At 42.7% G+C, this 26268-nt stretch carries 25 protein-coding genes; 15 read left to right on the forward strand and 10 right to left on the reverse strand.

Annotation, left to right across the window (positions count from 1 at the left end):
- Positions 1-58: 58 nt before the first annotated feature.
- The 4 genes from F0145_RS11000 to F0145_RS11015 all read left to right on the forward strand — a co-directional run bounded on the left by F0145_RS11000 (position 59) and on the right by F0145_RS11015 (position 3296).
- Positions 59-640: an acyl-CoA thioesterase gene (locus tag F0145_RS11000; RefSeq protein ID WP_150088459.1), complete on the forward strand. Its 582-nt coding sequence runs from the start codon at positions 59-61 to the stop codon at positions 638-640.
- Between the two features lie 492 nt (positions 641-1132).
- Positions 1133-2299 (forward strand): hypothetical protein, encoded by a 1167-nt coding sequence (locus F0145_RS11005; RefSeq protein WP_223815980.1) that lies wholly within the window; start codon positions 1133-1135, stop codon positions 2297-2299.
- Positions 2300-2454: 155 nt separating this feature from the next.
- The gene (locus F0145_RS11010) at positions 2455-3084 is read left to right on the forward strand and encodes a DUF2975 domain-containing protein (protein ID WP_150088460.1); all 630 of its coding nucleotides are present in this window, start codon (positions 2455-2457) and stop codon (positions 3082-3084) included.
- 5 nt (positions 3085-3089) lie between these two features.
- Positions 3090-3296, forward strand: coding sequence for a helix-turn-helix domain-containing protein (locus F0145_RS11015; RefSeq protein WP_146897515.1), 207 nt, complete (start codon positions 3090-3092; stop codon positions 3294-3296).
- A gap of 145 nt (positions 3297-3441) precedes the next feature.
- Here the strand turns inward: F0145_RS11015 and F0145_RS11020 are convergent, their stop codons facing one another.
- From F0145_RS11020 to F0145_RS11035, 4 genes are all read right to left on the reverse strand, one after another.
- The gene (locus tag F0145_RS11020; RefSeq protein WP_150088461.1) at positions 3442-4185 is read right to left on the reverse strand and encodes an energy transducer TonB; all 744 of its coding nucleotides are present in this window, start codon (positions 4183-4185) and stop codon (positions 3442-3444) included.
- Between the two features lie 114 nt (positions 4186-4299).
- Complete coding sequence (locus tag F0145_RS11025; protein ID WP_150088462.1) at positions 4300-5601, reverse strand: Gfo/Idh/MocA family protein; 1302 nt, start codon at positions 5599-5601, stop codon at positions 4300-4302.
- A gap of 143 nt (positions 5602-5744) precedes the next feature.
- Entirely contained in the window at positions 5745-6440 is a 696-nt protein-coding gene (locus F0145_RS11030; protein ID WP_150088463.1) for an ABC transporter ATP-binding protein, read from the reverse strand.
- 124 nt (positions 6441-6564) lie between these two features.
- Positions 6565-8037, reverse strand: coding sequence for a DUF5687 family protein (locus F0145_RS11035; protein ID WP_150088464.1), 1473 nt, complete (start codon positions 8035-8037; stop codon positions 6565-6567).
- A 277-nt stretch (positions 8038-8314) separates the two neighbouring features.
- Between F0145_RS11035 and F0145_RS11040 the strand changes: the two genes are divergently transcribed.
- Complete coding sequence (locus F0145_RS11040; RefSeq protein ID WP_150088465.1) at positions 8315-8521, forward strand: hypothetical protein; 207 nt, start codon at positions 8315-8317, stop codon at positions 8519-8521.
- Between the two features lie 86 nt (positions 8522-8607).
- On the opposite strand, the gene F0145_RS11045 is transcribed toward F0145_RS11040, so the two are convergent.
- Complete coding sequence (locus F0145_RS11045) at positions 8608-8859, reverse strand: hypothetical protein (protein WP_150088466.1); 252 nt, start codon at positions 8857-8859, stop codon at positions 8608-8610.
- Between the two features lie 711 nt (positions 8860-9570).
- Here F0145_RS11045 and F0145_RS11050 point away from each other — a divergent pair.
- The gene (locus F0145_RS11050) at positions 9571-12720 is read left to right on the forward strand and encodes a SusC/RagA family TonB-linked outer membrane protein (protein ID WP_150088467.1); all 3150 of its coding nucleotides are present in this window, start codon (positions 9571-9573) and stop codon (positions 12718-12720) included.
- Positions 12721-12731: 11 nt separating this feature from the next.
- Positions 12732-14396, forward strand: coding sequence for a RagB/SusD family nutrient uptake outer membrane protein (locus tag F0145_RS11055; RefSeq protein WP_150088468.1), 1665 nt, complete (start codon positions 12732-12734; stop codon positions 14394-14396).
- A 133-nt stretch (positions 14397-14529) separates the two neighbouring features.
- Here F0145_RS11055 and F0145_RS11060 read toward each other — a convergent pair whose 3' ends face one another.
- Positions 14530-14868 (reverse strand): hypothetical protein, encoded by a 339-nt coding sequence (locus F0145_RS11060; protein WP_150088469.1) that lies wholly within the window; start codon positions 14866-14868, stop codon positions 14530-14532.
- 6 nt (positions 14869-14874) lie between these two features.
- On the reverse strand, positions 14875-15327 hold the full coding sequence (locus tag F0145_RS11065) for a Panacea domain-containing protein (RefSeq protein WP_150088470.1): 453 nt from the start codon (positions 15325-15327) through the stop codon (positions 14875-14877).
- Positions 15328-15643: 316 nt separating this feature from the next.
- On the opposite strand from F0145_RS11065, the gene F0145_RS11070 reads away from it, so the two are divergent.
- The 3 genes from F0145_RS11070 (at position 15644) to F0145_RS11080 (ending at position 17324) form a co-directional block, all read left to right on the forward strand.
- Complete coding sequence (locus F0145_RS11070; protein WP_150088471.1) at positions 15644-16096, forward strand: GNAT family N-acetyltransferase; 453 nt, start codon at positions 15644-15646, stop codon at positions 16094-16096.
- 4 nt (positions 16097-16100) lie between these two features.
- Positions 16101-16685, forward strand: coding sequence for a Crp/Fnr family transcriptional regulator (locus F0145_RS11075; protein WP_150088472.1), 585 nt, complete (start codon positions 16101-16103; stop codon positions 16683-16685).
- A 126-nt stretch (positions 16686-16811) separates the two neighbouring features.
- The gene (locus tag F0145_RS11080) at positions 16812-17324 is read left to right on the forward strand and encodes a DoxX family protein (protein WP_190277526.1); all 513 of its coding nucleotides are present in this window, start codon (positions 16812-16814) and stop codon (positions 17322-17324) included.
- Between the two features lie 93 nt (positions 17325-17417).
- Here the strand turns inward: F0145_RS11080 and hmpA are convergent, their stop codons facing one another.
- The gene (gene hmpA, locus F0145_RS11085; RefSeq protein ID WP_150088473.1) at positions 17418-18632 is read right to left on the reverse strand and encodes an NO-inducible flavohemoprotein; all 1215 of its coding nucleotides are present in this window, start codon (positions 18630-18632) and stop codon (positions 17418-17420) included.
- A 257-nt stretch (positions 18633-18889) separates the two neighbouring features.
- On the reverse strand, positions 18890-19951 hold the full coding sequence (locus tag F0145_RS11090) for a DUF748 domain-containing protein (RefSeq protein ID WP_150088474.1): 1062 nt from the start codon (positions 19949-19951) through the stop codon (positions 18890-18892).
- Positions 19952-20464: 513 nt separating this feature from the next.
- Here F0145_RS11090 and F0145_RS11095 point away from each other — a divergent pair.
- From F0145_RS11095 to F0145_RS11115, 5 genes are all read left to right on the forward strand, one after another.
- Positions 20465-22558, forward strand: a complete 2094-nt coding sequence (locus tag F0145_RS11095) for a lipocalin-like domain-containing protein (RefSeq protein ID WP_150088475.1) — start codon at positions 20465-20467, stop codon at positions 22556-22558.
- A 119-nt stretch (positions 22559-22677) separates the two neighbouring features.
- On the forward strand, positions 22678-23004 hold the full coding sequence (locus tag F0145_RS11100) for an ArsR/SmtB family transcription factor (RefSeq protein ID WP_150088476.1): 327 nt from the start codon (positions 22678-22680) through the stop codon (positions 23002-23004).
- Between the two features lie 27 nt (positions 23005-23031).
- Positions 23032-23460 carry an SRPBCC family protein gene (locus F0145_RS11105; RefSeq protein WP_150088477.1) on the forward strand — a complete coding sequence of 143 codons (429 nt, stop codon included), beginning with the start codon at positions 23032-23034 and terminating at the stop codon, positions 23458-23460.
- A gap of 531 nt (positions 23461-23991) precedes the next feature.
- The gene (locus F0145_RS11110) at positions 23992-25083 is read left to right on the forward strand and encodes a glycosyl hydrolase (RefSeq protein ID WP_150088478.1); all 1092 of its coding nucleotides are present in this window, start codon (positions 23992-23994) and stop codon (positions 25081-25083) included.
- 73 nt (positions 25084-25156) lie between these two features.
- Positions 25157-25681 carry a transposase gene (locus F0145_RS11115; protein WP_150088479.1) on the forward strand — a complete coding sequence of 175 codons (525 nt, stop codon included), beginning with the start codon at positions 25157-25159 and terminating at the stop codon, positions 25679-25681.
- Positions 25682-25736: 55 nt separating this feature from the next.
- On the opposite strand, the gene F0145_RS11120 is transcribed toward F0145_RS11115, so the two are convergent.
- On the reverse strand, positions 25737-26255 hold the full coding sequence (locus F0145_RS11120) for a hypothetical protein (protein ID WP_150088480.1): 519 nt from the start codon (positions 26253-26255) through the stop codon (positions 25737-25739).
- Positions 26256-26268 lie beyond the last annotated feature (13 nt).

A 26268-nucleotide genomic window follows, 5' to 3' on the forward strand; every position in this document is an offset into this window, starting at 1 on the left:
TATGGTTCAATAGTAAGATTATTATCTTTCGGAATATTTCTATTTTAAGTACTGCTTTATGATACTCCCGGAATACCGATCGGTAGCTTACTCCCAAACTACTTTAACCGAGTTAATGGTGCCCGCTTACGCCAATTTTGGCGGCAAAATTCACGGGGGCATTTTGCTCTCGCTTATGGATAAGGTGGCTTATACCTGTGCGGCCAAACACGCGGGCAATTATTGTGTAACGGTAAGCGTAGATGGCGTAAATTTTCTGCAGCCGGTAGAAGTTGGTGAATTGGTATCTTTAATGGCCTCGGTAAATTACGTGGGCCGCACTTCTATTTTGCTCGGTATTAAAGTTATTGCCGAAAACGTGAAAACCGGCACCGTAAAACACACCAATACCTCTTACTTTACCATGGTAGCCAAAGACGAAAGTAATAAACCTACCCAGGTACCAGGCCTTATTCTGGAAAACCGGGAAGAAGTGCGCCGCTTTCTGGAAGCCATTAAACGCAAAGAAATGAAAGCCTTATTCCAGGAAGAATTTAACAATGCCAAAACCAACTTAACCGTAGAACAGGAACTCAGCCGGCTGGAAGGCGAACGCTGCAAAGTAAGTTACCTGAATTACCCATTAAACCAGTCAAAATAAAATTATCTGACTTTATCCATTAATATTTAATGGCCTTCTTTACTGCCAATATTTAACTAATTCTATTCCAAGACAGTAATTTCCTTCCTGAATAATTTATTACCTTAAGCTTATAAATAATATCTGCCTAAGTAAAAACACAAAAGTTTAAGTAATTCACACCTGTCATTCAGGAGGAAACTATGTTGCAGATAGCCAAATAGTTTCCTCCTGAATGACAAATGTGGGCTCCAAAAGCTTTAAAAATATTTAACTGATTACTTGATACCAACTGGTAAATAATTGGGAGTAATCCTCTATACCCAGGTTAACTTTCTGGCGACCCAAAATATTCCTAAGAAACCAAAATCAACAACTCTGTAACAAAGCAAAAGCTTTGAACCTGAACTAGTACAGAAATGTTCTGTCTGCACAATTTGCCGGTAAAAGTTTTGTAATTTATGCAAGCTAAAAACCCAACTTAACCGGTTAAATTATTGGCAGGTAAACTTCATGAATCAAAAATATAAAGGCCAAAGGCTAGCCACGCCTAACAGCGTACTTCTTTTTTACAATTCTTTAAAAAACCTTAGGGTTTGGCCAGTGGCTATTTTGCTTTTAATTATTTTAAGTTCGGCCCAAACCCAGCCAGTAGTACCAAAGTCTATTGTATTAAAACAGATAACTACACCTATAACTCCTAAAGAATTTTTTGTGGCAGGCGTAGTAGATGAGCGCCACGACCGCAAAGCCGTGGCATATTTAATACCGTCAACCGGCACTCCGCCCAAACCTAGTCCAGCTCAGCCCGTCGATTTAGAAGGTGGTGGCTTACCCGCTATGCGGCAATTTATTCTGCAAGGTATGCGCCGGAATATGAAGCTACGCCCGGTGGTGGTACGCGTAAAAGAATTTAAATTAACCGAAACCGCTGATGCGACTGGTTGGGTAGATGGACAGGCAAGTGTAGTGCTAGCGTTTGATATTCAGAACGAAGGCAAAACCATGCGCTCGGTAGATTATAAAGGTGGCGCACGTTACAGGCGGCACCCCAACCAGTTTACCGTAATAGAACCAACCTTGCGGCAATCGCTGACCGATGCTTTAAACTATTTGAACGGCTGGATGGAAAAGAATGCCCACCATACCGAAGAACTCGCCCAAGGCCTAAAAGTAACATTTAAAGATTTTAACCAGAACACCGACCCGGATACCTTGTTTTATAACCCCAAAAACCCATTGGCCTGGAGCGATTTTCGGGCTGAGCCCCGCGGCGGTCGTTTTGCGGCGGCCGTTTTTCCTAGCTTTGCTTACGAAGGCGAAAGCAAAACCATTAACGGCGTAGTGCACCTGACCATAACCATGAAAGTATTTGTAGTGCGCGATGCTTCGTGGGTGCGGGCCGGCCGCGACGATCACGGCCTGAACCATGAGCAGCGCCATTTTGATATTGTAAAACTAGTTGCCGAACGGTTTAAACAAAAAATAAAACCCAGCATTCTTACTGTAGAAGATTACAACAGCATTATTCAGTACGAGTACCTGGAATCGTGGCGGGAAATGACGCGCCTGCAGGAGCAATACGACAGTGAAACCGGCCACGGCACCAACCACGCCAGCCAGGAAGCCTGGAACCAGCGCATTGATGAAGATTTACGAAAGTTTGGTGTCCGGAAGTAAACAAGCTGGTTTTCAATAAATTTATTCGCCTATTGAGCATCTTTAAAATTATTAATAATCAACATAAATTTATCGAAAAACAATAAATATATTTTGTTTATTAATAATTAATTGTTTCCTTTGGTTGTATTAAAAGCATCTAAACTTATTATGCTATGAAAACCTTAGGCAAATATTCCCTCTCCGCTTTAATAAAATTAATTATTTATGTTAGCTGGTATATTCAGCTGCTGTTTCTGGTGCTGCTCACGGTACTTTTATCCATTAGCTTTATTGCTAAAGAAGATATTCAAAGCGACTTAACCGTAAGATTAACCCAAAGCCAACCTTTAGCGGTTAAACCTGCGCCAGCGGCTACCAATATTAACAACGTTACCTTAAAATTAAACGCTGGCGAACTGCACTTTACCCAAGACAAGAGCCTACCCCTGGTAATTTATAACCTAGGTGTTATGTGGATTGGCTTTGCTATTTCGCTGGGTATTACTAACCTGCTGCGTAAAATATTCGATAGCCTGACGGATAATAACCCGTTCGTGGTTGAAAATGCACAGCGCCTGCGGCAGATTGCCCTGCTAATTATTCTGATTGCGCCTATTACTTTTATGCGCGATTTATTTCTGAACTGGTATTTGCGGCAAAACTTTGTTATTGATGGCAGCGCTATTCAAACCCACCTGACGCTCGATTTTAAAACCATATTTATTGGTTTAATTTTGCTGATAATTGCCGAAATATTCCGGATTGGTACCCGGTTAAAAGAAGATCAGGAATTAACCGTTTGAGCCCGATGCCGATTTATATAAACTTAGATTTACAACTGGTAAAAAAGAAAATGTCGCTCACGGAGCTTTCGGAGCGGGTAGATATTACCATGTCTAACTTATCTATTCTGAAACAAGGCAAAGCCAAAGCCGTCCGGTTTTCTACCTTAGAAGCCATTTGCCGCGAACTGGAGTGCCAGCCCGGCGATATATTGGAGTACAAAGCAGAATAAATTTTATAAAAAAGGCCCGCTCTAGCCAAAATAATTTTTGGTTAAAGCGGGCCTTAAATATTTGGGGTAAATAAATCTTGTCTAAAATATTTTCGCTGATTTCACTACCAAAACTGTTATTAAGTGGCACAACAGCCTGTTCGGGTTAATTTACTAATCCAAACCGAAGTGGGAAAACGTAAGTGTATGCTCTTGCGATACCTTCTTCCGTAGCTGGTTTCAAATCCGGCATGGCGCGTACCACACGTAATGCTTCTGCATCCAGCGTCGGCGAAACTTTATTTACCACTTTCGAACCAACCATTTTACCGGTTTCATTAATTGTAAATTCCACCACTACCGTGCCTTGCTCCCGGTTGCGCATGGCATTTACCGGGTATTTTAAGGTACGTTTTACAAACTCATTTAATTGCTTAGGCCCGCCCGGCAGTTCCGGCAGTACTTCGTGCGGATAAAAGCTAGCGGGTGTTTCGTCCTCGTTATAACATTCACCCATCGTTAGCTCTCCTAAAATAAATTGTTCGCGGCGCTTTAATTTGCCGCTGGCATAGTAACCTACGGCCTGCCCACTTTTTTTACCTAGCCGGTATTGCGTGGTATAATACAACTGACCATTTTTGTACCATTTCTGGGCTAAACCTTCGGGCATAAACAAGCCATCAGCTGTTTTAATAAACTTTGTTTCGGCCTGTTTCTCGCCGGTTATAAAATAAGTAGTTTCGGTTTTACTGCTTTTTTCCTTATCTGCGAACTCCGTAATTTTATAATAAGCTGCTCCTTCCTTACCAGGCAATAAATTAAATTTCTGGTCGAAATATTCCGTTTCGGTTTGGCTATATGCCGATAAACTAAGGGTTAAGAAAGAAACTATAAGAAGCAGAAAACGCATGAATGAAGTATTTATACAAAATCAACCTAATATTTAAATTTAGGCATATTGTTCATCCCGGCAAACTTCTGTAAAAACTTATTTTTTTTGCCCGAACCAGCACCCGTAACTAAATTATACTACCGGATATTTCCATTCGCCGCGGTACTCGCGACTAAGTAATTTATTCGCTTCGGGGTCGTTCAGGATTATTTCTTTGTCTCCGTCCCAGGCAATGCTGCGCCCCAGTTTATAAGAGAGCATGCCCAGCAAAGCCATGTTGGTAGAACGGTGACCTACTTCAATATCACAAACCGGTAGTTGTTTACTTTTTATCGATTGCAGAAAATTGGCCCAGAGCTGTTTAATATTCTGACTGTCGGGCTGGTTTAGTTTAGCATCTTCGTGCAGTACCGGCTTGTTTCTATCGGTGGGGTAAAAAGTCCAGCCTTGCTGCCAACCCATGTGAAACGTGCCCTCTGTGCCGTAAAAATAGCAGCCTACGTTTTCGCCTTTTTCGGCATTATTTCCGGCAAACTGACGGTGCTCCCAGTTTACGGTAAAATCTTCGAACTCGTAAGTAGCCACCTGGTGATCGGGGGCATCGGTGTTGTCTTTCCGGATAGCGCGCCCGCCGGTAGAGAATATTTTTTTAGGAAACTTCTCTTCGGTCCACCACAAAACTTGGTCGAGCCAGTGAATACCCCAATCGCCAAGCTGGCCGTTGGCATAATCTAAATAAGCCCGGAAACCTTTGGGGTGAATGGTTTTATTGTAGGGCCGCAACGGTGCCGGTCCGCACCACATATTCCAATCCAAGCCCTGCGGCGCTTCGCTGTCGGGGGTTATTTGGCCGGGGCCACCGCCGTAATGCACAAAAGCTCGCACCATCCCAATTTTACCCGCTTTACCTGATTTCAGGAATTCCATGCCCGAAACATTGTGCGGCGATACGCGGCGGTGTGTTCCCACCTGCACCATCCGGTTATTGGCCCGCGCGGCCTTTACCATGGCTTTACCTTCGTTTACGGTGTGGCCAATGGGTTTTTCGACGTACACGTGCGCACCTTGCTGCACGGCCGCAATGGTAATCAGCGGATGCCAATGGTCCGGGGTAGCTACAATTACAATTTCGGGTTTTTCGCGGGCCAGCAACTCCCGAAAATCGCCGTATTTTTTAGGTTTATCGCCGTTTAATTTTCCTACTTCTATGGCCGCAGCGGCCAGCATATTTTGGTCTACATCGCACAAGGCTACTACTTTAGATTCGCCGGCAGCAATGGCTTCGCGTAAAATATTCATGCCCCACCAGCCACTGCCAATTAAAGCAGTACGGTACGGCCGGGTTTTACCCGCCACCGAAATTAACGGCAACGACCACGCTGAATAGGCTACACTGGCTGCAGCCGAAGTTTTAATAAAATTCCGTCGGTTCATTATTAGTAGTGGTTGGTTTTAGTAGTTAGTTGTTAGTAACTAGCTGTTACTTTTAAGCTGAAAAAGCAAATATATTCAGAAACCGGAATAGCAGTATAATCTGGCTAACTTCTTTTGTTAGGTGCCAGAAAAGATAATTCTAATTACACGGTAAAGTAAGCTTCTAATTCTTGCAGGGTGTTTTCGTTGGTTACCATATCCTGTACAATCTCGCCTTTTTCCAGAATTACAATGCGTTCGCATACCTCAATTACGTGGCTCAGGTCGTGGCTGGAAATCAGGAGCGTCATGTTTTTTTGGTAACGCAGACCTTTCAGTAAGTTTTTCAGGCGGATTTGGGAACTGGGATCGAGGTTGGCAAAAGGTTCGTCGAGAATTAATATTTCGGGGTTAGAAAGCGCTGCCGCCGCTACGCCAATTTTCTTCTGATTGCCTTTCGAGAAATCGCGAATATATTTTTTCTGGTTTAATATTTCGCCGTTAAATAAATCCAGGAAAGGCGCTAACCGCTCCGATAAATCGCCGGCCGATAAACCCTGCAAATCGCCAATAAATTTAAAATATTCTTCGGGTGTTAAGTAATCAATCAAAAAACCTTCGTCGAGGTGCGAGCCAGTATAGGCTTTCCAATCTTCGTGCAGCGCTACGTTTATGCCCTTCGAGAATACTTCGCCTTTAGTAGGCCGAATTAAATCCAGCAGCATCCGGAACAAAGTAGTTTTACCCGCGCCATTGTTGCCAACCAAGCCAACCGTTTCGCCCTGGTTAATAACCAGCTCCGGAATATTTACCACGGTGCGGCCATTATAAGCTTTCTGAATATTTGTTATTGCTATCATGGTTAAATTATTGCTGGTTACTGAAGTGTTGGAGTGTTGAATTATTAGTTGCTGGAGTGTTTTTCCATCAACCTATTTCTGTTAACTGTTTATTGTTCACTGTTAACTGTTCCCTGCAACCTGTTTACTGTCTAAACCCGGTGGCTATTTTGTATTTATGGGATAGGAAACGGCTGGCTACTAGATTAAGCATTTGCTTGTGCAGCGCAAAACCCACCAACCCCAAGAACCCAACAGCAGAAATTCCCCAGTACGGAATACCCCAATAACCAAAAGGGGCATACACCAGCAGCGGCAATAAAATAAGCGGTATCATCATTACAAACTTAGAAGCGCCCACACCCTGCCAGTTAAAAGCCGAACTTTTGCTCAGGTCGATGCGGTTGGTGTTTAGGACCGAAAAGTAAAATATTACAAATGTGTTAACGCCAATATTAAACAGGCAAGCGGCTAAGTTTATGGCTACTACTTTCCAACCAAAATAGGCATAGGGCAACGTTACCAGAAAAGCCACTAAACTAGTAGGCACAAAAAACCAGAATTTAGCTAAGTAAAACTGGTACGGCGATATTTGTTTGGTGAGTAAAGCATCGAAATGGCCGCTCTGCCAACTCGGAACAAACTGCCCGTAGTTAAACATAAACATGCCGGTCATCATAATGCCCGCAAACAAAAACATGCCGAAACCTTCCTGATAAAGCTTATTGGGGTAAAAAATAAAGCCGTAGCTTAATATTAGCAGCGACATAAATACAACCGATTTGGACCGCTTGTGCCGCCAGATCAATTTCATTTCCAGGGCTATTAATTTGCCTGTGTTACCAAACCGGTTAAGAAAAGTAATATCACCGCCTTCAACGGCATTATTTCGCTTTAAGGCAATTTCTTCGGGGTAGGTGTGCGCCAGCAAAAAAGTGTAATTTAAGCGGTAAGCCAATGCCAGCAAAACAGCCGGTAACACCACCAGCCAGGGGTTTTGCAGCAGAAAATTAAATGCCGAAGCAGAGGCTATCCGCAACGAAAGCAAGCCAAAATAATCGGCCAGCATTAAACCCACTACTGCTACACCAAAAAGCAAGGTAAGTTTAGGGTTGCTGCTTAGCTGGCGTTTAAAGTAAATCAGTATAAAATTATTAAAAAACGTAAGCAGTAATACGCTTAAAAGCCAGCCCGCTGCTACCATAATGCCGTAAGCCGGCATCAATATTTTAACCATAAAGGGCACCAAAATCAGCAAGGCCCAAAAATTAAACAGGCTTGGCACCGATTTTAATAATACATAATGTATAAGTCGGGCTTTTTTGATGGGCAAATGCAAATACGGCTGAATAGCCAGCACCGGCAAATCCTGCAGCATAAACCGCATAAATAAATCGACCAGGAAAAAATAAAGCAAAAAGCCGTTGAAAACTGCTACCGGGTTTTGGTTAGGATAAGCCTGCCGCAATAAATCATCGATGAAAAAGCCCAGCACCAAAAAACTAAGCAAAAAGTACGCAATAAAGAACCCCAGAATAATATTAATGGCAATACTCTGTCCGAATACAGAAGAACGCCGCGATTCTTTCCATTGGTGTGCAAGCAAGGTGGTAAGCATGGGCAAAAAGCTGATAAATTACAGGTTATTAAATATGCGCAAAAATAGTTGCGCTACCAAAAAGCCAATCCTTTATATTTTGGCAAATAAGCTGTTTTTTTAAGGTTTCTGCCTTTTGCTCGTCAAAATATTCTTTGTTAAATACAAATTTCCCTCCGCATAAATACCTAAATTTTTGTTAAGTATAAAAATATCTGTAATAGCACTAACCTTTTAAATAAAATGTTAGTAATATCCCTTCCAACTAATTATTTATCAACCTCTTAAAAGCTATGTAATGAAAAATTTTTTTGACTATGATTTAAGCAGCCCCCAGGAAAGACAGGAACGATTCCAAAATTACCCCGAATTGTCTAAGTTCTATATAGCACTTCAGGAAGAACTATCGCAGGACGAATACGAAAAACTGTACGAAGCAGAAAAGCAATCTTTTAATTCTTTAATTCAATCTAAGTCCCGGAACAAATTACAATGGATACAATAACCCCCCGATATTTTAATAATTAAAAAGGGTAAACAATTAAATGTTTACCCTTTTTTCTTGCCTGTGAATAAAGCAATATTTCATTTTTATTCTTCGCGCACGTACGGATGCTGGTAATGCAAAGCTTCTGTTTCAGAAATTATTTCGTAGGTATTAAGCATGTGGGTAGCCAAACCCGTATTTAAACCTTTTACATATAAACCTTCCGGCGAGCGGTAAATAGCATAATTATGCTTCCCGAACGGGTACAAATTATTACTGCGCAACTCTTTGCCTTTGGTCAGGTCTATCTGGCGGTTATCCTGGGTGGTTACTATAAATAAGTTTTTATCTTTCATGAGTTTTTGTTGCGGGTTTTAAATTTATCTAGGCTAAGCCATGCCGCATTATTTTCTGTTACCAAAACGCCCAGCCACCTAATTTCTATCTAAATTCCGGTAAGTATAGCTGGTTTACTCCTTGCGGGTAGCAAAGGTATACAATACTAAAGTGGTTTAAAACCGATTGTTTTACTCCTAACGATAATCTTTATACCAGCTTGTATCGTTAAAATATAAATAATATTTACGCTTTTGTGGTGTAAATCAACGAATTATTATTTAGCATAAAAGCTAAATAATATATATCCCGCCGCACCCAACATTGGTTGGCTTAACCATATAAAAAAAGAAGTTCCTGCTCCGCTGTCTGGCTTGTTTAAAATTAATATTTCGCAAAAGCCAGTTTCCTGATGTTGTTGTTTTAAGAATTAAGCGCAAGAAGAACAACGGGTTTGCCGGCAACAATTTCCCCTCGCAAATTATTCCGGTCATCCTAAACCCTTAGCATTTACCCAAAATTTGCCTGCTCGTTTGTTGAAATTTTCTAAAAACTACATCGATTGCGTAAAAATAATTTACAAAATTTTAATAATATTCTTAAATAATTACAAAATATTCAAATTTTATTTCATTTTGTTGATTTTTTGATTGTATATTTAACTGGCTTTAAAGTGCAAAACGCATCAGCTAACCCTAAATTATTACCACCCACTTATTAAATGTAAGCACATGAAAAAAAGAATACATTGCCCGCACTATTTATTTTGGGTATTGCCTTTGCTTCCGCTGCAGCCCAACTTAGCGCAGGCTGAAAGCAACGTTGCCATAGCCGGAACCTACGTTTCTCCGGAGGCAAGTAAAGCGGCCGTTGCTTTTTTAAATAAAAAAAGCAATAATACCAGCTTTCATAATAAGCTTGCAGAAGTTACCATTCAGGGTAAAGTAACCGGCGAAGCCAACGATGCGCTGCCCGGCGTAACGGTGCAGGTAAAAGGCACCACTACTGGTACCAGCACCGGCGTAGATGGTTCTTATTCGCTTACCGTACCGGATGGCAACGCTACTTTGGTTTTTTCTTATGTAGGTTACACTACCCAGGAAGTAGCCATTAATAACCGCACCACGCTAAACGTTACGCTGCGGCCCGATGCTAAAGCGCTGGAAGAAGTGGTAGTGGTAGGTTATGGCACCCAGAAAAAAGGTGATGTAACGGTAGCGGTTGCCAGCGTAGCAGGCGAAGCCATTGCCGAACGCGGTACGGTAAACCCGTTGCAAGCCGTGCAAGGTCAGGTGGCCGGGGTCGATATTTCAGCGGGTTCTGGTCGGGCCGGTACTAACTATAATATTCAAATCAGGGGGCAAAACTCCTTGGCGGGCGGCTCGCCTTTATACGTGGTAGACGGCGTAATTGTACCGGATATTAACTTCTTGAACCCACAGGATATTGCCAAAATGGACGTTTTGAAAGATGCGGCTTCTACGGCAATATATGGTTCCAGGGGTTCTAACGGGGTGGTAATTGTTACCACCAAGCAAGGCAATCTGGTAAAAGGCGGTGCTACTATTTCGTACGACGGCTATACCGGTATCCGGCAAAACGTACGCATGCCCAATTTTATGGAAGGGCCAGAATGGTGGGAATTTCGGCAAAACTCTTACATCGTGCCTGAATTAATAGCTGGCAACAACCCAACCGATATTGGCGCGGCCGGTAGCAGTAACCCCGAAGTAGCGCGTCGCATTGCCGAAAATGATTATACCAACTGGCGCGATCTGGTAATGCAAACCGGGGTACAGAACAACCACTGGCTTACGGTTTCGGGTACCAGCAGCAACAACATGCAATATGTATTGGGGGCAGGTTACCAAAACGAAAAAGGTAACTTAATTAACGAATATTTCGACCGCTATAACTTTAAAGCCAGTGTAGACCATAAAATTAGTGACCGCTGGGCTGCCGGTGCTGCCTTTAATTTTGCTATTTCGGAGATTGAGCGGGGCAGCGATTTGGCGGTAACCAATGCCTTCCGGATGGCGCCCATCTTTAAACCTTACGACGATGCGGGCAACCTGGTGTTCCGGCCCGGGCAAATTCCAATACCCGGCACTACCAACGTTACCAGCATGACCAGTTCGGTAAACCCTTTACTCGATAACGAAAACTCCGATAATAATACCCGCCGTTCGTTTGGCGTTGGTAATTTATACCTGCAATATTCGCCTTTAGAAGGTGTAAGTTTCCGGTCTACTTTTTCGCCGCGCGTTACTTTCGAAAGAAACGGTCGTTTCTGGGGTTCCCAAACCGAAAGCCGGGGCGGCTTACAGCCGGCGGCCGAGTTGCGTAACAACGAAGCTTTCTCCTATATTTTAGATAATATAGTTACTGTAAACAAAGCTTATAAAGAGCATAGCTTTACTTTTACCGGGTTGCACAGCATTCAGCAGGAACGTTACGAAAGCAATTTTAGCCGCGTAACCAACCTGCCTTTTAATTCTTCTTTCTATAACCTGGGTACTGCTTCCAGCCGCGAACGCATTGAAAGTGATTTCAGCAAAATATCGCTTATTTCGTACATGGGCCGGATTAATTATGCCTTCCGCGACCGCTATTTGGTAACGTTGGCTACTCGTTGGGATGGTTCTTCTAAATTATCGCCGGGTAATAAATGGTCTTCTTTTCCGTCGGCGGCTATTGCCTGGCGCTTATCCGAAGAAGGCTTTATGGATGGTTTCGATTTCCTGACAGATTTAAAAGTAAGATTAAGTGCGGGGGTTGCTGGTAATAATAACAACATTAGTGCTTACGGTACACAAATGAACCTGAGTAGCCCTACCTTCTACGATTTTGGTGGTACGCTGGGCTTAGGATATACACCTAATCGTCTGCCCAATCCTGGCCTTACCTGGGAACGGACCCGCGAATACGACTTAGGCTTGGATTATGCCTTATTTATGGGTCGTGTTTCCGGCTCCGTAGATGTGTATGATAAACTTTCGCAAGGTGTAATCATGGACCGCGATGTGGCGATGGAAAACGGCTGGGTATCTATTAAAGACAATGTAGGCTCGGTAAGCAACAAAGGCGTAGAATTATCTTTAAGAACGGTAAATATTGCTACCGATAACTTTGAGTGGTCTACTACTTTTAACTTTGCCCGCAACAAAAACGCGATTGTGGAATTACTCGATAAAAAAGAAGATTTACCCGGTAACTCCTGGTTTATCGGCGAGCCCATTAACGTAAACTATACCTATATTTTTGATGGTATCTGGCAGGAAAACCAAGCTGATCAGGCACTTATTTACAAGCAAATTCCTGGCATGGCCCGGGTAAAAGATACAGATGGCAATGGCGTTTTAAATAATGCCGACCGCGCTATAATTGGGCAACGCGATCCCAAATGGACCGGTGGTTTCTCTACCTCCGTAACGTACCGGGGCTTCGATTTTTCGGCGTCTTTATTTGCCCGGCAAGGTCACCAGGTGCTCAGCACGTTTCACCAGGAATTTACGAACTTAGCTGACCGCGGCCGGACTAAGTTGGATGTAGATTATTACATGCCCGCCAATAATATTACCCCAGCCCGCGTTTCGAACACCTACCCTATGCCGGGCCGCCCCGGCGATTACTGGTCGTTGGTAGGCTATTACAAAGATGCCTCTTTTGTGAAAGTACAGAATATTTCGCTGGGTTACAGTTTGCCGGCCAGTTTGCTGGAACGCGTAAAAATTAAGAGCGTGCGGTTGTATAGCAATGTATTAAATCCGTTTGTTTTCTCCGATTACGATGGTTTTGATCCGGAATACGCCGCCGAATCTTTAAATAATACCGGGGTTAGCACGGTTACTTACCAGTTTGGGGTAAATCTTAAATTTTAATCTGAATAGAAATGAAAAAGTATAATATATTAAGTTTAATATTTATTTTCCTGCTTTCGGCTACCAGTTGCCAGGATTTTCTGGAAGAAGAAAACCGGTCTAATATGGAATCGGACCAATATTACGCTACCGCCGAGGGCTACGATAAACTGGTAAATTCGGCTTACTCTACTTTGCGCACTGTTTACAGCGAGCCCTGGTTGTTTGCTGCCGGTACCGATTTATTTGTGGAAGGCCGCGATGCGCAACCCAAAGGCATTAGCGAATACCGTGAACTAACGCCCGAAGAAGCTGCCGTAGAAGTTTTTTACCGCAATGCTTATAACGCCATTCAGGTTTGCAATACAGCTTTGTACTTCAACGACAAAACCGCTGCTAACACTAATTTACCCGTGCGGAAAGGCGAAGTTCAGTTTTTAAGAGCTTATTATTATTTCCTGCTGGTTCAGAATTTTGGCGGTGTAGCATTGGTTACCGACCGATTCACCGCTCCGCAGGGCTCGTTCCAGCGTAATTCGGCCGAAGAAGTTTATGCCTTTATTTTAAAAGAAATGAACGAAGCCTTGGCAGCCGTACCAGAAAATCCATCTGAATTCGGGCGGGTATCTAAAAGAGCCATCCGGCATTATTTAGCCAAGGTACACCTGACCCGGGGTTACGAAACTTTTGGCAGCCGCGAAGATTTTGTACAAGCCGCTGCTTTAGCCGATGCCGCTATTGCCAACCAGGCCTTAACCATTCCGTTCGAAACGCTTTTCTACCCCGGCAACGAACGCAACGCTGAAATTTTATTCTCCATTCAGTACGATCCGGGTTCTATCCAAAATCCGCAAAGTGGTGGTCATAACCAGAATTATTGGTTTGGTCCTTACATGGGTGGCCAAGGAGCGGCGCAAGGTTATCCGCAGAGGGCTTACCGGCTGGTACCTACTATGTATTTGTTCGATGCTTTTACCCAGAACGATGCCCGGTTTGATGCCACTTTTATGATAGAATATTATACCCGATATTACGATTACTACGATAAGAGCTCCGAAAGAAATAACCTGAACGTACGGTTTTACTATGCGCCCAAGTGGGCTTCCAGTGCGGCCGATATTGCGGCCTGGAAGGCCGCTAACCCTACCCGCCGCAATGCCGCGCAGGTAATTCCTTACTCCGCCGCTTGGGAGGCCTCTACCAGCACCGCTTTAGATAATGCTACGCCGGCTATTAAAAAGTTCGACGACCCTAAAGCCGCTTTTGGCAACCCTACCAGTACCCGCGATATTTTCCTGGCCCGCTTAGGCGAAACGTACCTGATGGCTGCCGAAGCTTACTTTAAATTAGGCGATAACGCTACGGCGGCCCAACGCATAAATGAGGTAAGAAAAAGAGCTGCCAAAACTGGTACCGCAGACCAAATGGCCATTTCGGCGGCCGATGTAAATATTAATTTTATTCTGGACGAAAGAGCCCGCGAACTGGCCGGTGAATACCACCGCTGGTTCGACCTGAAACGGACCGGCACTTTAGTAGAAAGAACCCGCTTGTATAACCGCGATATCCGCAACTGGTTTAACCGGGGCATTAATCCTTTTGAAGGTACCGGCGGCGCCCTGAAAGTGCTGCGCCCTATCCCATCGCGTGCCCTTATTCTGAACGAAGGCGAATTTGAACAAAATCCGGGTTATTAAGCAATATTATTAAAACAGAAAATGCCTGGTTTGAAATTTCAGATCAGGCATTTTCTTTTATAAAAGATTATTTTTCTCGTTAAGAAGTAGGCTATAAATATTTCCTTAACCTAAGTAGCAATTTTGCTCTATCTTAACCAGTTCTTTCAACAATATTAAAGTGGCCTCTTAAAACAATATAAGACAGTCCGAGCACATTTAAGGTAGTAGTACCCAGCAAAGCCACTAAAACCGTATCGCCTAAGCCAATAATGCTTTTATTCATCAGCAAAATAAAGAGTACGGCTATTAACCAGAGAGTAACAATGACGGCCGTCCAGACGGCGAGCCATTTGCGGTGCGAGGTATCTTCGCGGTAACGCTGGTTTTCGAATAAGCGGCGCTGAACCGTTAAGTCGTCCGAATCTATATCTGTTTCGGGATCGGGGCTGGTTGGCCGCGACCCAATAATATCTGCTAGTTTCCTGGCCACGTAGGTTTATATTTCTATTTCGGAAAAATATTCTTTTATGTACTGGTTCGGAATGGGCTGATTCCAGGTGAAAGAAGTTTCTTTGGTGGTTTTATCCCAGGGGCTGCCCGGCATGTGCGACCACTCCGATAACTGCGTAGCGCTAAATTGCGCGTAGTTATCAATAATTTTATTCAGAGCTTCGGTAACGGCCGGGTCGGTGACTACTTCTTTCAGCGAATCGTCGGATACGTCTATGACTTTACCAAAGTCCACGCCTTTCCGGGTTTTGGGAAAAACAGGGCCAAAGGGCCAGGCTCTGGGTTCTTCGTTTAATAACAGGTGGTTGTACCGCGCCAAAAAATAACCATAAAGTATAAAAAGCAGCTTCTGCACCTTGGTTACATTTAACACAATGCCTTTCTGGTAGGCCAGGGCCAGTAAATATTTGGCAACAACGGTACTATCGTAAGTAGTCATATAATTGGAGTGGTAACAAATTTATAAATAATTAACCCGTTAACCAATAGCACCTAAAATCCTGAACATGAATAATATACTTTATTTACCGGGTTTAACCGGTTACACCGCATAAAGCTGGTTCAGGTAATAAAAAGCATTAAAATCTAAATATAATTTACTTATTTACCAGAATATTGGTTCTCTTTATAACGGTTTCTATCGTAGAGAAAAAAATACCTGCCAGTATAACCTACCGGCGGTAAACCCAGGCAACATGCGTAGGGCAGCAGCCTTGTGCCGGCCAATTGTTCATTGACCTAAATAAGACCATACCATGTTCTTTAGAGAAGCTAAAACAGAAGATATTCCCAAAATTCACGCCATCAGATTATCGGTGCAGGAAAACCGATTGTCGGACCCGACGCGGATAACCCCGGAAGATTATACCCAAATGTTAACTGAACGCGGCAAAGGTTGGGTGTGTGAGGTAGAAAGCGACATATTGGGCTTTGCCATCGTAGATTTGCAGGAATCAATAGTATGGGCGTTGTTTGTGCTGCCCGAGCAGGAAGGCAACTTTATTGGCCGGATGCTACACGACATGATGGTATCGTGGTGCTTCTCGCGCGGCATGGCTAAATTAACTTTAACTACTGCTCCCGAAACCCGCGCCGAAAAATTTTATTTGAAATCGGGCTGGCAAAAAATTGGCACTACCGAAACCGGCGAAGTAATTTTTGAACTGGAAAATAACCTGGACGAACTAATAGCCCCGGAGCAAGATTAGCCCCATGCTGCGCAGTGACCGAATAAAAAATATATTTGGGCAGTTGGTTGATCTAAGTCCGGAGGAGTGGCAGGCTTTTACGGAACACCTGGAAGAAGTAAGCTTTCCGAAAAATAGTTTTTTGTGCCGGGCCGGAGAAACGGCCCATTATTTATATTTTATTTATAGGGGCGCCGTACGCGTTTACCACCAAACCGAAGAACAGGAGTTTACCTTAAACTTTCATTTCGAAAACGAATTTGTAACCGCTTTTTCTTCTTTTATTACCCAAACACCCTCGCGGGTAAATTTGCAGGCCTTGGAGCCGGTGCAAGCCTCGCGCATCCACCACCAGCATTTGTACCAAACGTATCAGCAATACCACCACGCCGAAAGAATTGGCCGTTTGTTTGCCGAAACGCTTTACGTGCAAAAAACCAACCGCGAAATAGATTTACTTTCGCTATCGGCGGAGCAGCAATATTTGAATTTGTTGCAAAAAAATCCGAAGTTAATCAGTTCTATTTCGGTTAAGCACCTGGCCTCTTACCTGGGTATTCACCCCGAAAGCTTAAGCCGCATCCGGCATAAACTGGCCGTAAATTCCTAACCTACATCATTTATTTTAGGGTCAGCTTGGTTGCATCTTTGTTTTACTCTTTAGCTAAATATTAAACCGGGCTAAAGCAGGTAAATAAATTTGTATCAACCTTAAACAACCTTAAATAAGTAAGTTATGGCACCATTAATTGTTTTACTGGTTGTTTTTGCGGCCACCTGGTTATTGGGCCGTGCCCTAAAACCACAAAAATTAACTTTAGCCCAAAGCGGCCACATAGCCATGTGCGCCATGTTGCTGTTTACCGGCACTTCGCATTTTTACCTGACCAAAGGCATGGTGCTTACCATGCCCGATTTTATGCCAGCCAAAGAGGCCCTTGTTTACTTTACCGGCGTATTGGAAATAATTTTCGGAATTGGTTTGCTTTTCGAATCTACCCGTCGCGTAACCAGCGTGCTGCTAATCTTGTTTTTCCTGGCCGTGCTGCCCGCCAATATTGTGGCCGCGCTTAAGCACGTAGATATTCCATCGGCTACTTATACCGGCCCCGGCGTTAATTATCTCTGGTTCCGGATTCCTTTGCAGTTATTATTTATAGCTTGGGTTTATTATTTTGGTTACCACAAAGAGACAGCGGTAGCTTATTCCCACAAATCAGTTACCACCCCTACTGCCCTAGCCAGATAATAAATAATTGAAAAAGAAAAGCGGAGCAAGTACAATTGCTCCGCTTCTAAATATTACTATAAATATAGGCTTTGTCGCGCGTAAACTTCGGGGTTAATTCAACGTCAGCATAGCGGGTCCAAATTCTTCGTAATGAATTAATGTTTTGGGCACACCTAAAGCGGTTAAGTCGTGGTACTGTTTTCTGATAAATGGTGCCGGCCCGCAGATGTAATAATCGGCATCGGGTAAAATGGCTTTGTCTTGCAGCACATTTAAATCTACTACGCCCGTGTAATAACCTTCTACCGGTAAAGGCTCGTGGTGCGAATCGTAAAAAATATGTTTTTTTAATTTGTTGTTCTGGTTTGCCAGCGTTACTACCGGCTCGTGAAAGGCATGCACGGCTTTGTTGCGGCTGCCATGAATCCAAACAATTTCGCGGTTATGTCCCGTATTCACCAACGATTCCAGCATACTGATTAAAGGCGTTTGCCCTACCCCGCCGCTGATGAAAACAACCGGGGTATTTTTATTCGCATCCAGCACAAAATCGCCGGCCGGCGGCGCTACTTCAATAATATCGCCTTCCTGTACAAAATCGTGGAGCCGGTTGCTAATCATGCCATCGGGCCTAATATGCGCACCGGTTTCTTTTTTAACCGAAATGCGGTAAAAAGCGCCGTTAGGAGCGTTAGATAAACTGTATTGCCGCGGCTGAAATAATTTCATTTCGGGTAAGAATAAGCGCACGCTAATATATTGGCCCGGTAAAAAATCGGCTACCTTGCCGCCGTCTACGGGATGTAAATAAAAAGAAGTTATTTCTTCGGATTCTTTTACCCGTTGCTTTACCATAAAAGGCCGCCAGCCAGTCCAGCCACCGTCTTTAGCTACGGCATCGCGGTATAAATTGCTTTCCAAACCAATCATCAGGTTGGCCAGCTGTTTGTAGGCCACACCCCAGGCTTCAATTAATTCGGGCGTAGCGCCTTCGCCTAAAACTTCGCTGATAGAGGCCAGCAAGTTGCGCCCCACAATGGCATATTGCTCGGGCCTAATATCTAAACTCACGTGTTTATGGCCAATTTTGGTAACGGCTGCCGCCAGTACCGATGGATCATCAATATTTTCGGCGTAGGCCAGCACCGCCATGGCCAGCGCGGTTTGTTGCTTACCACTTTGCTGGTTACCCATGTTAAAAGTATTTTTTAAATCGGGGTTGTGGCTAAACATGCGCTTGTAAAAATGCGAGGTTAGGGCAAATCCATGTTCTCTTAAAATAGGCACTGTGGCTTTAACTAATTCTTTTTGCTTTGCTGTGAGCATTATTTAAATATTTAGTGGTTAATAACTAACTGATTACCACTTCTTATTTCACCTAACTATAGGTTAAGTAAGATTAACCGGAATCAGTTACTCTTTTTAGACTCGGTTAAATAAATATGCTGCAAAGTTCAACGGAACAGGATTGTAATAAAATGATAAATAATAGTGCCGTAACTGATTAATCTCAATAAAAAACAAAGAGGTTATTTAGTACAAAAAGTAAAACAATTACAAACCTTATTGGCCTAAGGGTAACATTACCCTTGTATTTTACCTTCTATCCCTTTGTTAAAAGCATTAATAAAGGCGTGTTTCAGCACATTTACAAAGGTTTTCCAGTTATCGGTATTGGGTTGGTTTATATGGCCCGAAATAGGTACCACGGTAGCAATCTGGTCGCGGGGCTGGTTTTCGGCGGCTTCGGTAAATAAACCAATTATGGCTTCTTTGGCGGCGTGCAAAAAGCCTTCTTCTTTCTTATCTTTTTTCCAGTTCAGCACCTTTATGTTTTCGAAGAAAGGCTTTATGTAGCCATCCAGTTGGCCATTGGTTAGTTTTACTTCGCTGTACATATCCATCTGGCCTCTTTCCACATCAAACTTGCCGTAAGCTTTAATAAAACTGTTCAGGCTGGTCAGGTTTACGTTGGTAAGCTGCATATCCAGGTTAAAATCGGGTATTTCTTTCAGAGCGTTTACTTTCATGTTGCCCTTTAAAGTGCCACCCCCAATAGATTTGCCGGTAAGGGTTACGGTAGAAGGCAATTTATTCCCCGTGTTTTCTACGTTTGCCAGGTTTAAAGCAATTAATTGCGTGCTATTAATATGCAGCTTAACATCGGGGTTGGCAATAAAATCGAGGTAAGCCAGTTTGCCGTTGTTTACCACCAGCCGGTTTATGGTAATGGGCATTAAATCTTTTACGGTTTCGGTCCAGTGCTCGCGGGTAGGTTCATTGCCGGAAGCTTTGTTTCCTGACGAAAAAACAATATTTAATTGTGGGTTTTCCAGCAGCACCTCTCCTACCAGCCGGCCTTTAAAAACAGATTTCCATTCAATAGCTAAACTAGTGCGCTGAATCCGGAGAAACGGATACTTTGGATTTCCTTTTTCTTCAATTAATACCAGTTCATCCAGGGTATAAGCGCCCCGGTACAGGTGCAAATCTACATCGGCCACGCGGCCGTTATAGCCCGGCAATTCATCTAACGATTTATTTACGTAATGCTTTACCATACCGGGCAGCGCCAACCGAAAAATCAGGAGCAGTAAAATAATGCCTAAAACTATTTTATAAGGTTTTTTCAGCGTCTTCCACATAGGCTACTCTATAAAGTAAATTTTGGTCTTAATTTGGCCTATATACGATTACCTAAGCAAACATGTACAAACGCCGCCTGATTTTACCCCAAAATACGCCTTAACATAGCTGTACTAACCGCCTTGCCACTTCATTATTTACTAATGCAACAATTATATAAATGCCTGCTGTTATTTTTTAACACTAACTATAAACTAATAAAAATATCAATATTTATAATACCATCTAAAACTACTGCTTAAAAGTTAATTAATTACACTATAGCTATACCCGCAATAATTTAATATTATTCTTCAAGTATATTAATCACTCCCATATTTTCCCCATTTAAGTTAATATATTAATCCTAAGCATATTTAATCGCCACTGAAAACACCATTTTATAAATATTCATGAATAAATATTTTTTAATTTAACAATTTACCCTTTATTTTGAAATTGCATATTTCTTATTGCACACAATACACCTCCTCCTATAAATTAAAAAATATTTATAACCAAAATACAATTTAATGAAACATTTTTACGCTTTAAGGAGAAATTATTCTTCCTTATTAACTTTGCTCTTGCTGGTAGTAGCACTTTTTAATGGCTGCTCCGAAATAGAAAACAAACCCAGTACACCTCCCGACCCTAATTTTACCGCCGAAAGCACCCATATTCAAACATTTGAAGTTGTAACCTTGAAGGCTAAAAAGCCGGTAGGAACCCATACCAAGGGAACTTTGGGCAATATTTCGGTTGATCTGATAAAAACATCGGATAGTACTTTAACTTTTATTGTGCCCGATATTGCTAACGGCGAGCACCTGCTCAAATTTGATGCTGCGGCGCTCAACTTTACGGTAACCCAAACCCTGCCCGTGGATGCCGATAAATTATTTAATAACTTGTTTGGCAATTTTAATAGCCGGGTTGCCGCTTTAACTACTACTTCCGAGGCCCAACAAGAAGAGGTAAAGCAAATGAACCAGTTTCGGGAGAATTTAGCTAAAGGCTTAAATGCTTTATCAGCGGAGCAGAAACAGCAAACCATGCTGTTTTTTGAGGCAAACAAAGAAGCGTTTAATTCTTTCTCAACTTACGTAACCATTAACCTGAATGCCGCCACTACGCTCCGGCTGATGAACGTAAACAAACAAACTGATTGTCCCCAAACAGATTACAAATCGTTTTACGAATGTACTTCGGCTAACCTGGCTAACTCTTATGCGCAGTTTAAGGGCAGCACCAAAAAAATGCTCGAAATGTTAAGCATGGCCAGCGTAATGGGAGGCGTGGCTTTAAAACTTTCGGCATTGGGTCCGGTAGCGTTGGGCATTACCGCCGTAGGCATGTCTTTGCCGCTAACTATGGCCTTATATTTAGGAGTTACCGAAGTTTGGCCGGCCTGGTTGAAATTACGGGATGATACAAAAGCATTTTTAAAAGCGCCCTGGATTTTCCGGCAGGAATTATTCGAAAAAATGAATATTTCTTTCCAGACCGATAAAGACGAAGATTTAAATTTAGACGCGGGCTTTAGAACCCTAAGCGCTGCTGATAATCAAAATACCGAAACCAATTATATACCCCGCAGCAGCATTTCGTTTTTAAATATTTTTGCCCGCGTAAACACGTACTGGGATAAACTGAACGCATTATTCGGCGAGCTGCCAACGTTTCAGCCGGGCGAGCGGTTGATTAGCCTAGCCACCGAAAATATTCAAATAACAGCTATTTCTAACAGCCAGGTGCAATTGGTAAGCAAAGCCGGCGAAAGCGCTAGATTTAAGTCTTTGTCCGGGAAAGACGAATCTTTTGATTTTAAAATTAAAGTAACCAAAGAAGGATTTACCCAAGAGAAAGTAGTAAATGCCCAAGTAACCGGTCTGAAAGTTTACGCCGAAACCATAGAAAGCTACATTGGCCATTTGCAACCTTTTGCCATTACCGACCGCCGGGCATTTGTTCCGTTGCAAGTAAAGGTAAAAGATGCCGCCGGCAAGTTATTAGCCGGCGTTCAGGTAGAATGGCGCATAAAATCGGGTGGTGGTAAGTTATATTCCGTACAAACGGCCTCTGTCCAAAATACCGCCACGTCTCTATCACGCTCTGGCTGGGTAGATGACGATGGCATTGCCAGCATTGAGTTTTACCCCGGCAACGATGGCATACAGGAAGTAGAAGCCATTACCCGGAAAAAAGACGGTTCTTTGGTAAGCGGCTCGCCGGTTTCCTTTAAAATGGGCGCGCCCATCTTAGGCAAGTGGAACCTGGTTTCCTACAAAACCCAATTCGAAAGCGCCGGCTGGAAAGCAAGAGAAATTGGCTCCGGCAATTATATTAATCTTACCACTGATACCTATACCAACGGTCAGATGATTTACTCCGACTTTTTCGACGGCAATACTTCCAAAGGCGGCTTCACCATTTCGGGCCACCGCTCTGCTCCCACTACTTATTTCCTGGGCTTCGACAACAAGAGCAGCAAACCCGCCTGTATAAACGGCACCTACACCATTAAATCGCTTACCGCTACCGAAATGATATTGGAAGGCAGTTTTAAAGTAGAACGAAATGGCAGCTACTATAACCAGTACGAAGAAGTAATTTTTAAAAGGTAAATACCTTACTATTAAAAAATATTAGTAAAAAGGCCGCTTTACTATAAAGCGGCCTTTTTATTTTATTCTAAGTTCTTAAATTTGTAACCAAACGGTTACGCATTGTATATTACCGAAATATGAGAAGAGATGTTTTTCAGGCCATTGCCGATCCTACCCGCCGCGAAATTATTAACCTGTTGGCGCACCAGCAACTTAACTTAAATGCCGTGGCCGAGAAATTTAACGTGAGCCGGCCGGCTATATCCAAGCACATAAAAATATTAACCGAGTGCGGACTGATAATTATTAACCAGCAGGGCCGCGAGCGGTATTGCCAAGCCGATTTGCGGAAACTGCAACAGGTAAACCAGTGGGTGGAACAATACAAGGCTTTTTGGTCGGGCAAATTAGATGCGTTAGGCGAATTTCTGGCGAAAGAACAAGACCAACAGAAAAGAGATTAATCTGGTAACCCTAAAATATATAAAACTATGCAGCAGCAACCTTTTGTAATCGAACGCACTTACAATGCCCCGGTGCAAGCCGTTTGGGAAGCTATTACGGACAAAGACAAAATGAAACAATGGTACTTCGATCTGGAGGCGTTTAAGCCCGAAGTCGGGTTTGAGTTCCGGTTTTACGGTGGCGAAGGCGAAAACCAGTTCCTGCACATCTGCCGGATAACCGAAGTAATACCGGGCCAGAAACTAACCCATACCTGGCAATACGAAGGCCAACCCGAAGAAACCTTTGTTACTTTCGAATTATTCCCGGAAGGTGATAAAACCCGCCTGCGGCTTACCCACGAAGGCTTAGAAAAAATTGCCGGTTACGGCCCTATGTTCGCTAAAGAAAACTTTGTCGCCGGCTGGACCGATATTATTGGCAACCTCTTGAAGGATTTTGTGGAGAAGAATTAGATAGCTCTCTTGTGATTTCACAATTACTTTCGACCATAGATTTATTGTTAAATTTTTTGACAATAAATCTATGGTCTTTTTATTTTTCCGAATAGCACTTAAGTAACTTCCGTAACTTATTTTTGCTTGGGTTGGTGTTATTATCATAAGTATGCAGGTTAAGGGGTATATTGCTAATTTACCAGTCCTGAAAAGGAGAAATATTTCAACCTAGCGTGTAAAGCTGGTTTTTTAAGTTTTTACCAATCTACCAAAACCCTGAAATAGCAGCATCCCGAATAGCCCATAATTGTTATTATGCCCTTTTAGGCTTATGAATAAACCGGTAAGAACCGCTGGGCTGCACAATGAGTAAGCGACGGGAGAGATTATTTGCTCAGTTCCTTGCTATTATTCTGGCTAAAAAAATATTACCCGCAAACAAGCTAATTTGGTAACGGTAAATTGCCCAAAGCAAGTTTTAGCAGCCATGGCTATATGGCTAATACCAACATAGGCGGAAAAATAAATTAACTCCTAAAGCAAAAATTAATGATTTATATTCCTGTCTATAACGGCTCCCACCTTTCCTATTCTACTGGGTTTAAAGAATTGCTTTTTATTCTTTTAATACTTTCTCAGATTAGTTGCACTAAAAAGCTATCACCACCATCATCAGTAAATACCCTTAGTAAAGCGGAGCCCGTTAATTCCAAAGCTACAAAAGAAGCACGAGCGCTGTTGCAATACATTTATTCGATATCTGGTAAGTCTACTTTATCCGGACAACATAATTATATCGGCCAATTATCGCGTTATTCCGATGAAGTAAACAGCATAACCGGTAAATACCCAGCTATTTGGGGCAGCGACTTTGGCTTTGCGGGTGCTTCTCACGACCCAGACAACATCGCATACCGGCAGAAATTAGTGGAAGAAGCTAAAAAGCACTACGCAGCCGGGAGCATTATTACGTTAATGTGGCACTCCTGTCGGCCCCAGGACCCAGAACCCTGCGGCTGGAAAGAGAGTGTACAGGCCGACCTAACCGCGCAGGAGTGGGAAGATTTAGTAACGCCCGGTACGGCCATGCACACAGCCTGGGTACAAAAAGTAGACGTCATTGCAAGTTATTTAAAACAACTGCAAGCGGCTGATATTCCGGTAATCTGGCGACCCTACCACGAAATGAACGGTGGCTGGTTTTGGTGGGGCCAGAAACCCGGCGAACGCGGCTACCCTGCCCTTTACCGGATGCTATATAACCGCCTGGTAAAGCATCATGCGTTAAACAACCTGCTTTGGGTTTGGAACACCGACCGCCCCCGGGCCGGAATAGAACAATATTATCCGGGTCCGGCATACGTGGATATTTTAGCCGCCGATATTTACGAAAACGACTACAACCAAGAATATTATAACCGCTTTGTGCAACTGGCCAACGGCAAACCTATTGCCCTCGGCGAAGTAGGCGAATTACCCACTCCCCAACTATTGCAACAACAACCCCAATGGTCATGGTTTATGGTTTGGTCTGGTTTTTTATTAAGAAAGAAAACCCCGGATGATATTAAAGCCGTGTATGATTTACCTACAGTTATAAACCGGAATAACTTGCCCGAGGAATTAGGTAAAAAGGAGTAGTATTTATTTGGTATTTTATTATTACCTCCCATGTTGGTGTTATCACCAACATGAAGAACTCGTATGCTAATGCATGGAATCCGAGCACCCTATTCAATTTTTTACCGCCACTATTCTGAACTGGAAACACCTGCTTACGCCCGATAAATACAAAAATATTATTACAAGCAGCCTCCAATTTTTAGTAAACCAAAAGCGCATCATTCTACTTGCTTATGTTATTATGCCTAATCACCTACATCTAATTTGGCGAATAAACAACAGCCACAAACGGGAAGATGTACAGCGCGATTTTCTAAAGTTCACGGCTCAGCAGATTCGTTTCGATTTACAGGCAAATCATCCGCAGGTACTAGAGAAGTTTCGGGTTGATGCGAAAGACCGGGCTTACCAGATTTGGGAACGCAATCCGCTTTCGGTAGATTTACTTGGGAAGGAGATGGTAGAGCAAAAGCTGCAATATATTCACCTGAATCCCTTGCAAGAAAGGTGGGATTTGGTGCAGGAACCGGAGGCTTATCGGTATTCGTCGGCGAAATTTTATTTAACTGATGAAGATGCTTTTGGCTTTCTTACAGATTACCGGGAAATATGTTGATACTACGGCCGATGTGCTTGTTGGTGATAACACCAACAAGGGTAGAAGACTGAAATTATTCTAACTTTGATATATGATTATGATACAAGTTATAGCTTTTATTAGAAAGTTTTCCACTCTTCAGTATCATTCTGCCTCTATAGCTAAAGAATGCATCATTTTTCCAGGTTAAAGTATCGCAGAATGATGTGCTTTCTATTATAAAATGTTCTCCTGAATAAATTTTAACCTTATCTCCTTTTTTAAAGGCCTTATTCTCCCTACTGAAGTTGGCTCTTAATTTTGTATACTGTTTAAGTAACTCCTTTTTCTCCTCAAAATAAACATCATTATTGAACCAAGAAGGTATTATTAACTCATTGCGCTTATCTGGGAAAAAACGACTTTGTTCTTCAGATATTTTTCCAGTCTTAGATATTCTTTTGCCATAATAGTCAATTAGTAATTTTGTCCGTTTTCTGTCTAACGTATCCCAAATAGAAACACCAGTTATAAGATAAATATTTCCATTAGAACATTTAACCTTCTTACCAATTGAATTTGCTTTATATTCTTCAACATATTTTTGAATCAAATCTTTAAAAGCA

The sequence above is a fragment of the Adhaeribacter rhizoryzae genome, assembly GCF_008629685.1.
GTDB classification, from domain to species: domain Bacteria; phylum Bacteroidota; class Bacteroidia; order Cytophagales; family Hymenobacteraceae; genus Adhaeribacter; species Adhaeribacter rhizoryzae.

Excerpts from the sequence above, each read along its gene's own strand:
- F0145_RS11000 (WP_150088459.1), top strand. The coding sequence starts at position 59 with ATGATACTCCCGGAATACCGATCGGTAGCTTACTCCCAAACTACTTTA.
- F0145_RS11005 (WP_223815980.1), top strand. The coding sequence starts at position 1,133 with ATGAATCAAAAATATAAAGGCCAAAGGCTAGCCACGCCTAACAGCGTA.
- F0145_RS11010 (WP_150088460.1), top strand. The coding sequence starts at position 2,455 with ATGAAAACCTTAGGCAAATATTCCCTCTCCGCTTTAATAAAATTAATT.
- F0145_RS11015 (WP_146897515.1), top strand. The coding sequence starts at position 3,090 with ATGCCGATTTATATAAACTTAGATTTACAACTGGTAAAAAAGAAAATG.
- F0145_RS11020 (WP_150088461.1), bottom strand. The coding sequence starts at position 4,185 with ATGCGTTTTCTGCTTCTTATAGTTTCTTTCTTAACCCTTAGTTTATCG.
- F0145_RS11025 (WP_150088462.1), bottom strand. The coding sequence starts at position 5,601 with ATGAACCGACGGAATTTTATTAAAACTTCGGCTGCAGCCAGTGTAGCC.
- F0145_RS11030 (WP_150088463.1), bottom strand. The coding sequence starts at position 6,440 with ATGATAGCAATAACAAATATTCAGAAAGCTTATAATGGCCGCACCGTG.
- F0145_RS11035 (WP_150088464.1), bottom strand. The coding sequence starts at position 8,037 with ATGCTTACCACCTTGCTTGCACACCAATGGAAAGAATCGCGGCGTTCT.
- F0145_RS11040 (WP_150088465.1), top strand. The coding sequence starts at position 8,315 with ATGAAAAATTTTTTTGACTATGATTTAAGCAGCCCCCAGGAAAGACAG.
- F0145_RS11045 (WP_150088466.1), bottom strand. The coding sequence starts at position 8,859 with ATGAAAGATAAAAACTTATTTATAGTAACCACCCAGGATAACCGCCAG.
- F0145_RS11050 (WP_150088467.1), top strand. The coding sequence starts at position 9,571 with ATGAAAAAAAGAATACATTGCCCGCACTATTTATTTTGGGTATTGCCT.
- F0145_RS11055 (WP_150088468.1), top strand. The coding sequence starts at position 12,732 with ATGAAAAAGTATAATATATTAAGTTTAATATTTATTTTCCTGCTTTCG.
- F0145_RS11065 (WP_150088470.1), bottom strand. The coding sequence starts at position 15,327 with ATGACTACTTACGATAGTACCGTTGTTGCCAAATATTTACTGGCCCTG.
- F0145_RS11070 (WP_150088471.1), top strand. The coding sequence starts at position 15,644 with ATGTTCTTTAGAGAAGCTAAAACAGAAGATATTCCCAAAATTCACGCC.
- F0145_RS11075 (WP_150088472.1), top strand. The coding sequence starts at position 16,101 with ATGCTGCGCAGTGACCGAATAAAAAATATATTTGGGCAGTTGGTTGAT.
- F0145_RS11080 (WP_190277526.1), top strand. The coding sequence starts at position 16,812 with ATGGCACCATTAATTGTTTTACTGGTTGTTTTTGCGGCCACCTGGTTA.
- hmpA (WP_150088473.1), bottom strand. The coding sequence starts at position 18,632 with ATGCTCACAGCAAAGCAAAAAGAATTAGTTAAAGCCACAGTGCCTATT.
- F0145_RS11090 (WP_150088474.1), bottom strand. The coding sequence starts at position 19,951 with ATGTGGAAGACGCTGAAAAAACCTTATAAAATAGTTTTAGGCATTATT.
- F0145_RS11095 (WP_150088475.1), top strand. The coding sequence starts at position 20,465 with ATGAAACATTTTTACGCTTTAAGGAGAAATTATTCTTCCTTATTAACT.
- F0145_RS11100 (WP_150088476.1), top strand. The coding sequence starts at position 22,678 with ATGAGAAGAGATGTTTTTCAGGCCATTGCCGATCCTACCCGCCGCGAA.
- F0145_RS11105 (WP_150088477.1), top strand. The coding sequence starts at position 23,032 with ATGCAGCAGCAACCTTTTGTAATCGAACGCACTTACAATGCCCCGGTG.
- F0145_RS11110 (WP_150088478.1), top strand. The coding sequence starts at position 23,992 with ATGATTTATATTCCTGTCTATAACGGCTCCCACCTTTCCTATTCTACT.
- F0145_RS11115 (WP_150088479.1), top strand. The coding sequence starts at position 25,157 with ATGGAATCCGAGCACCCTATTCAATTTTTTACCGCCACTATTCTGAAC.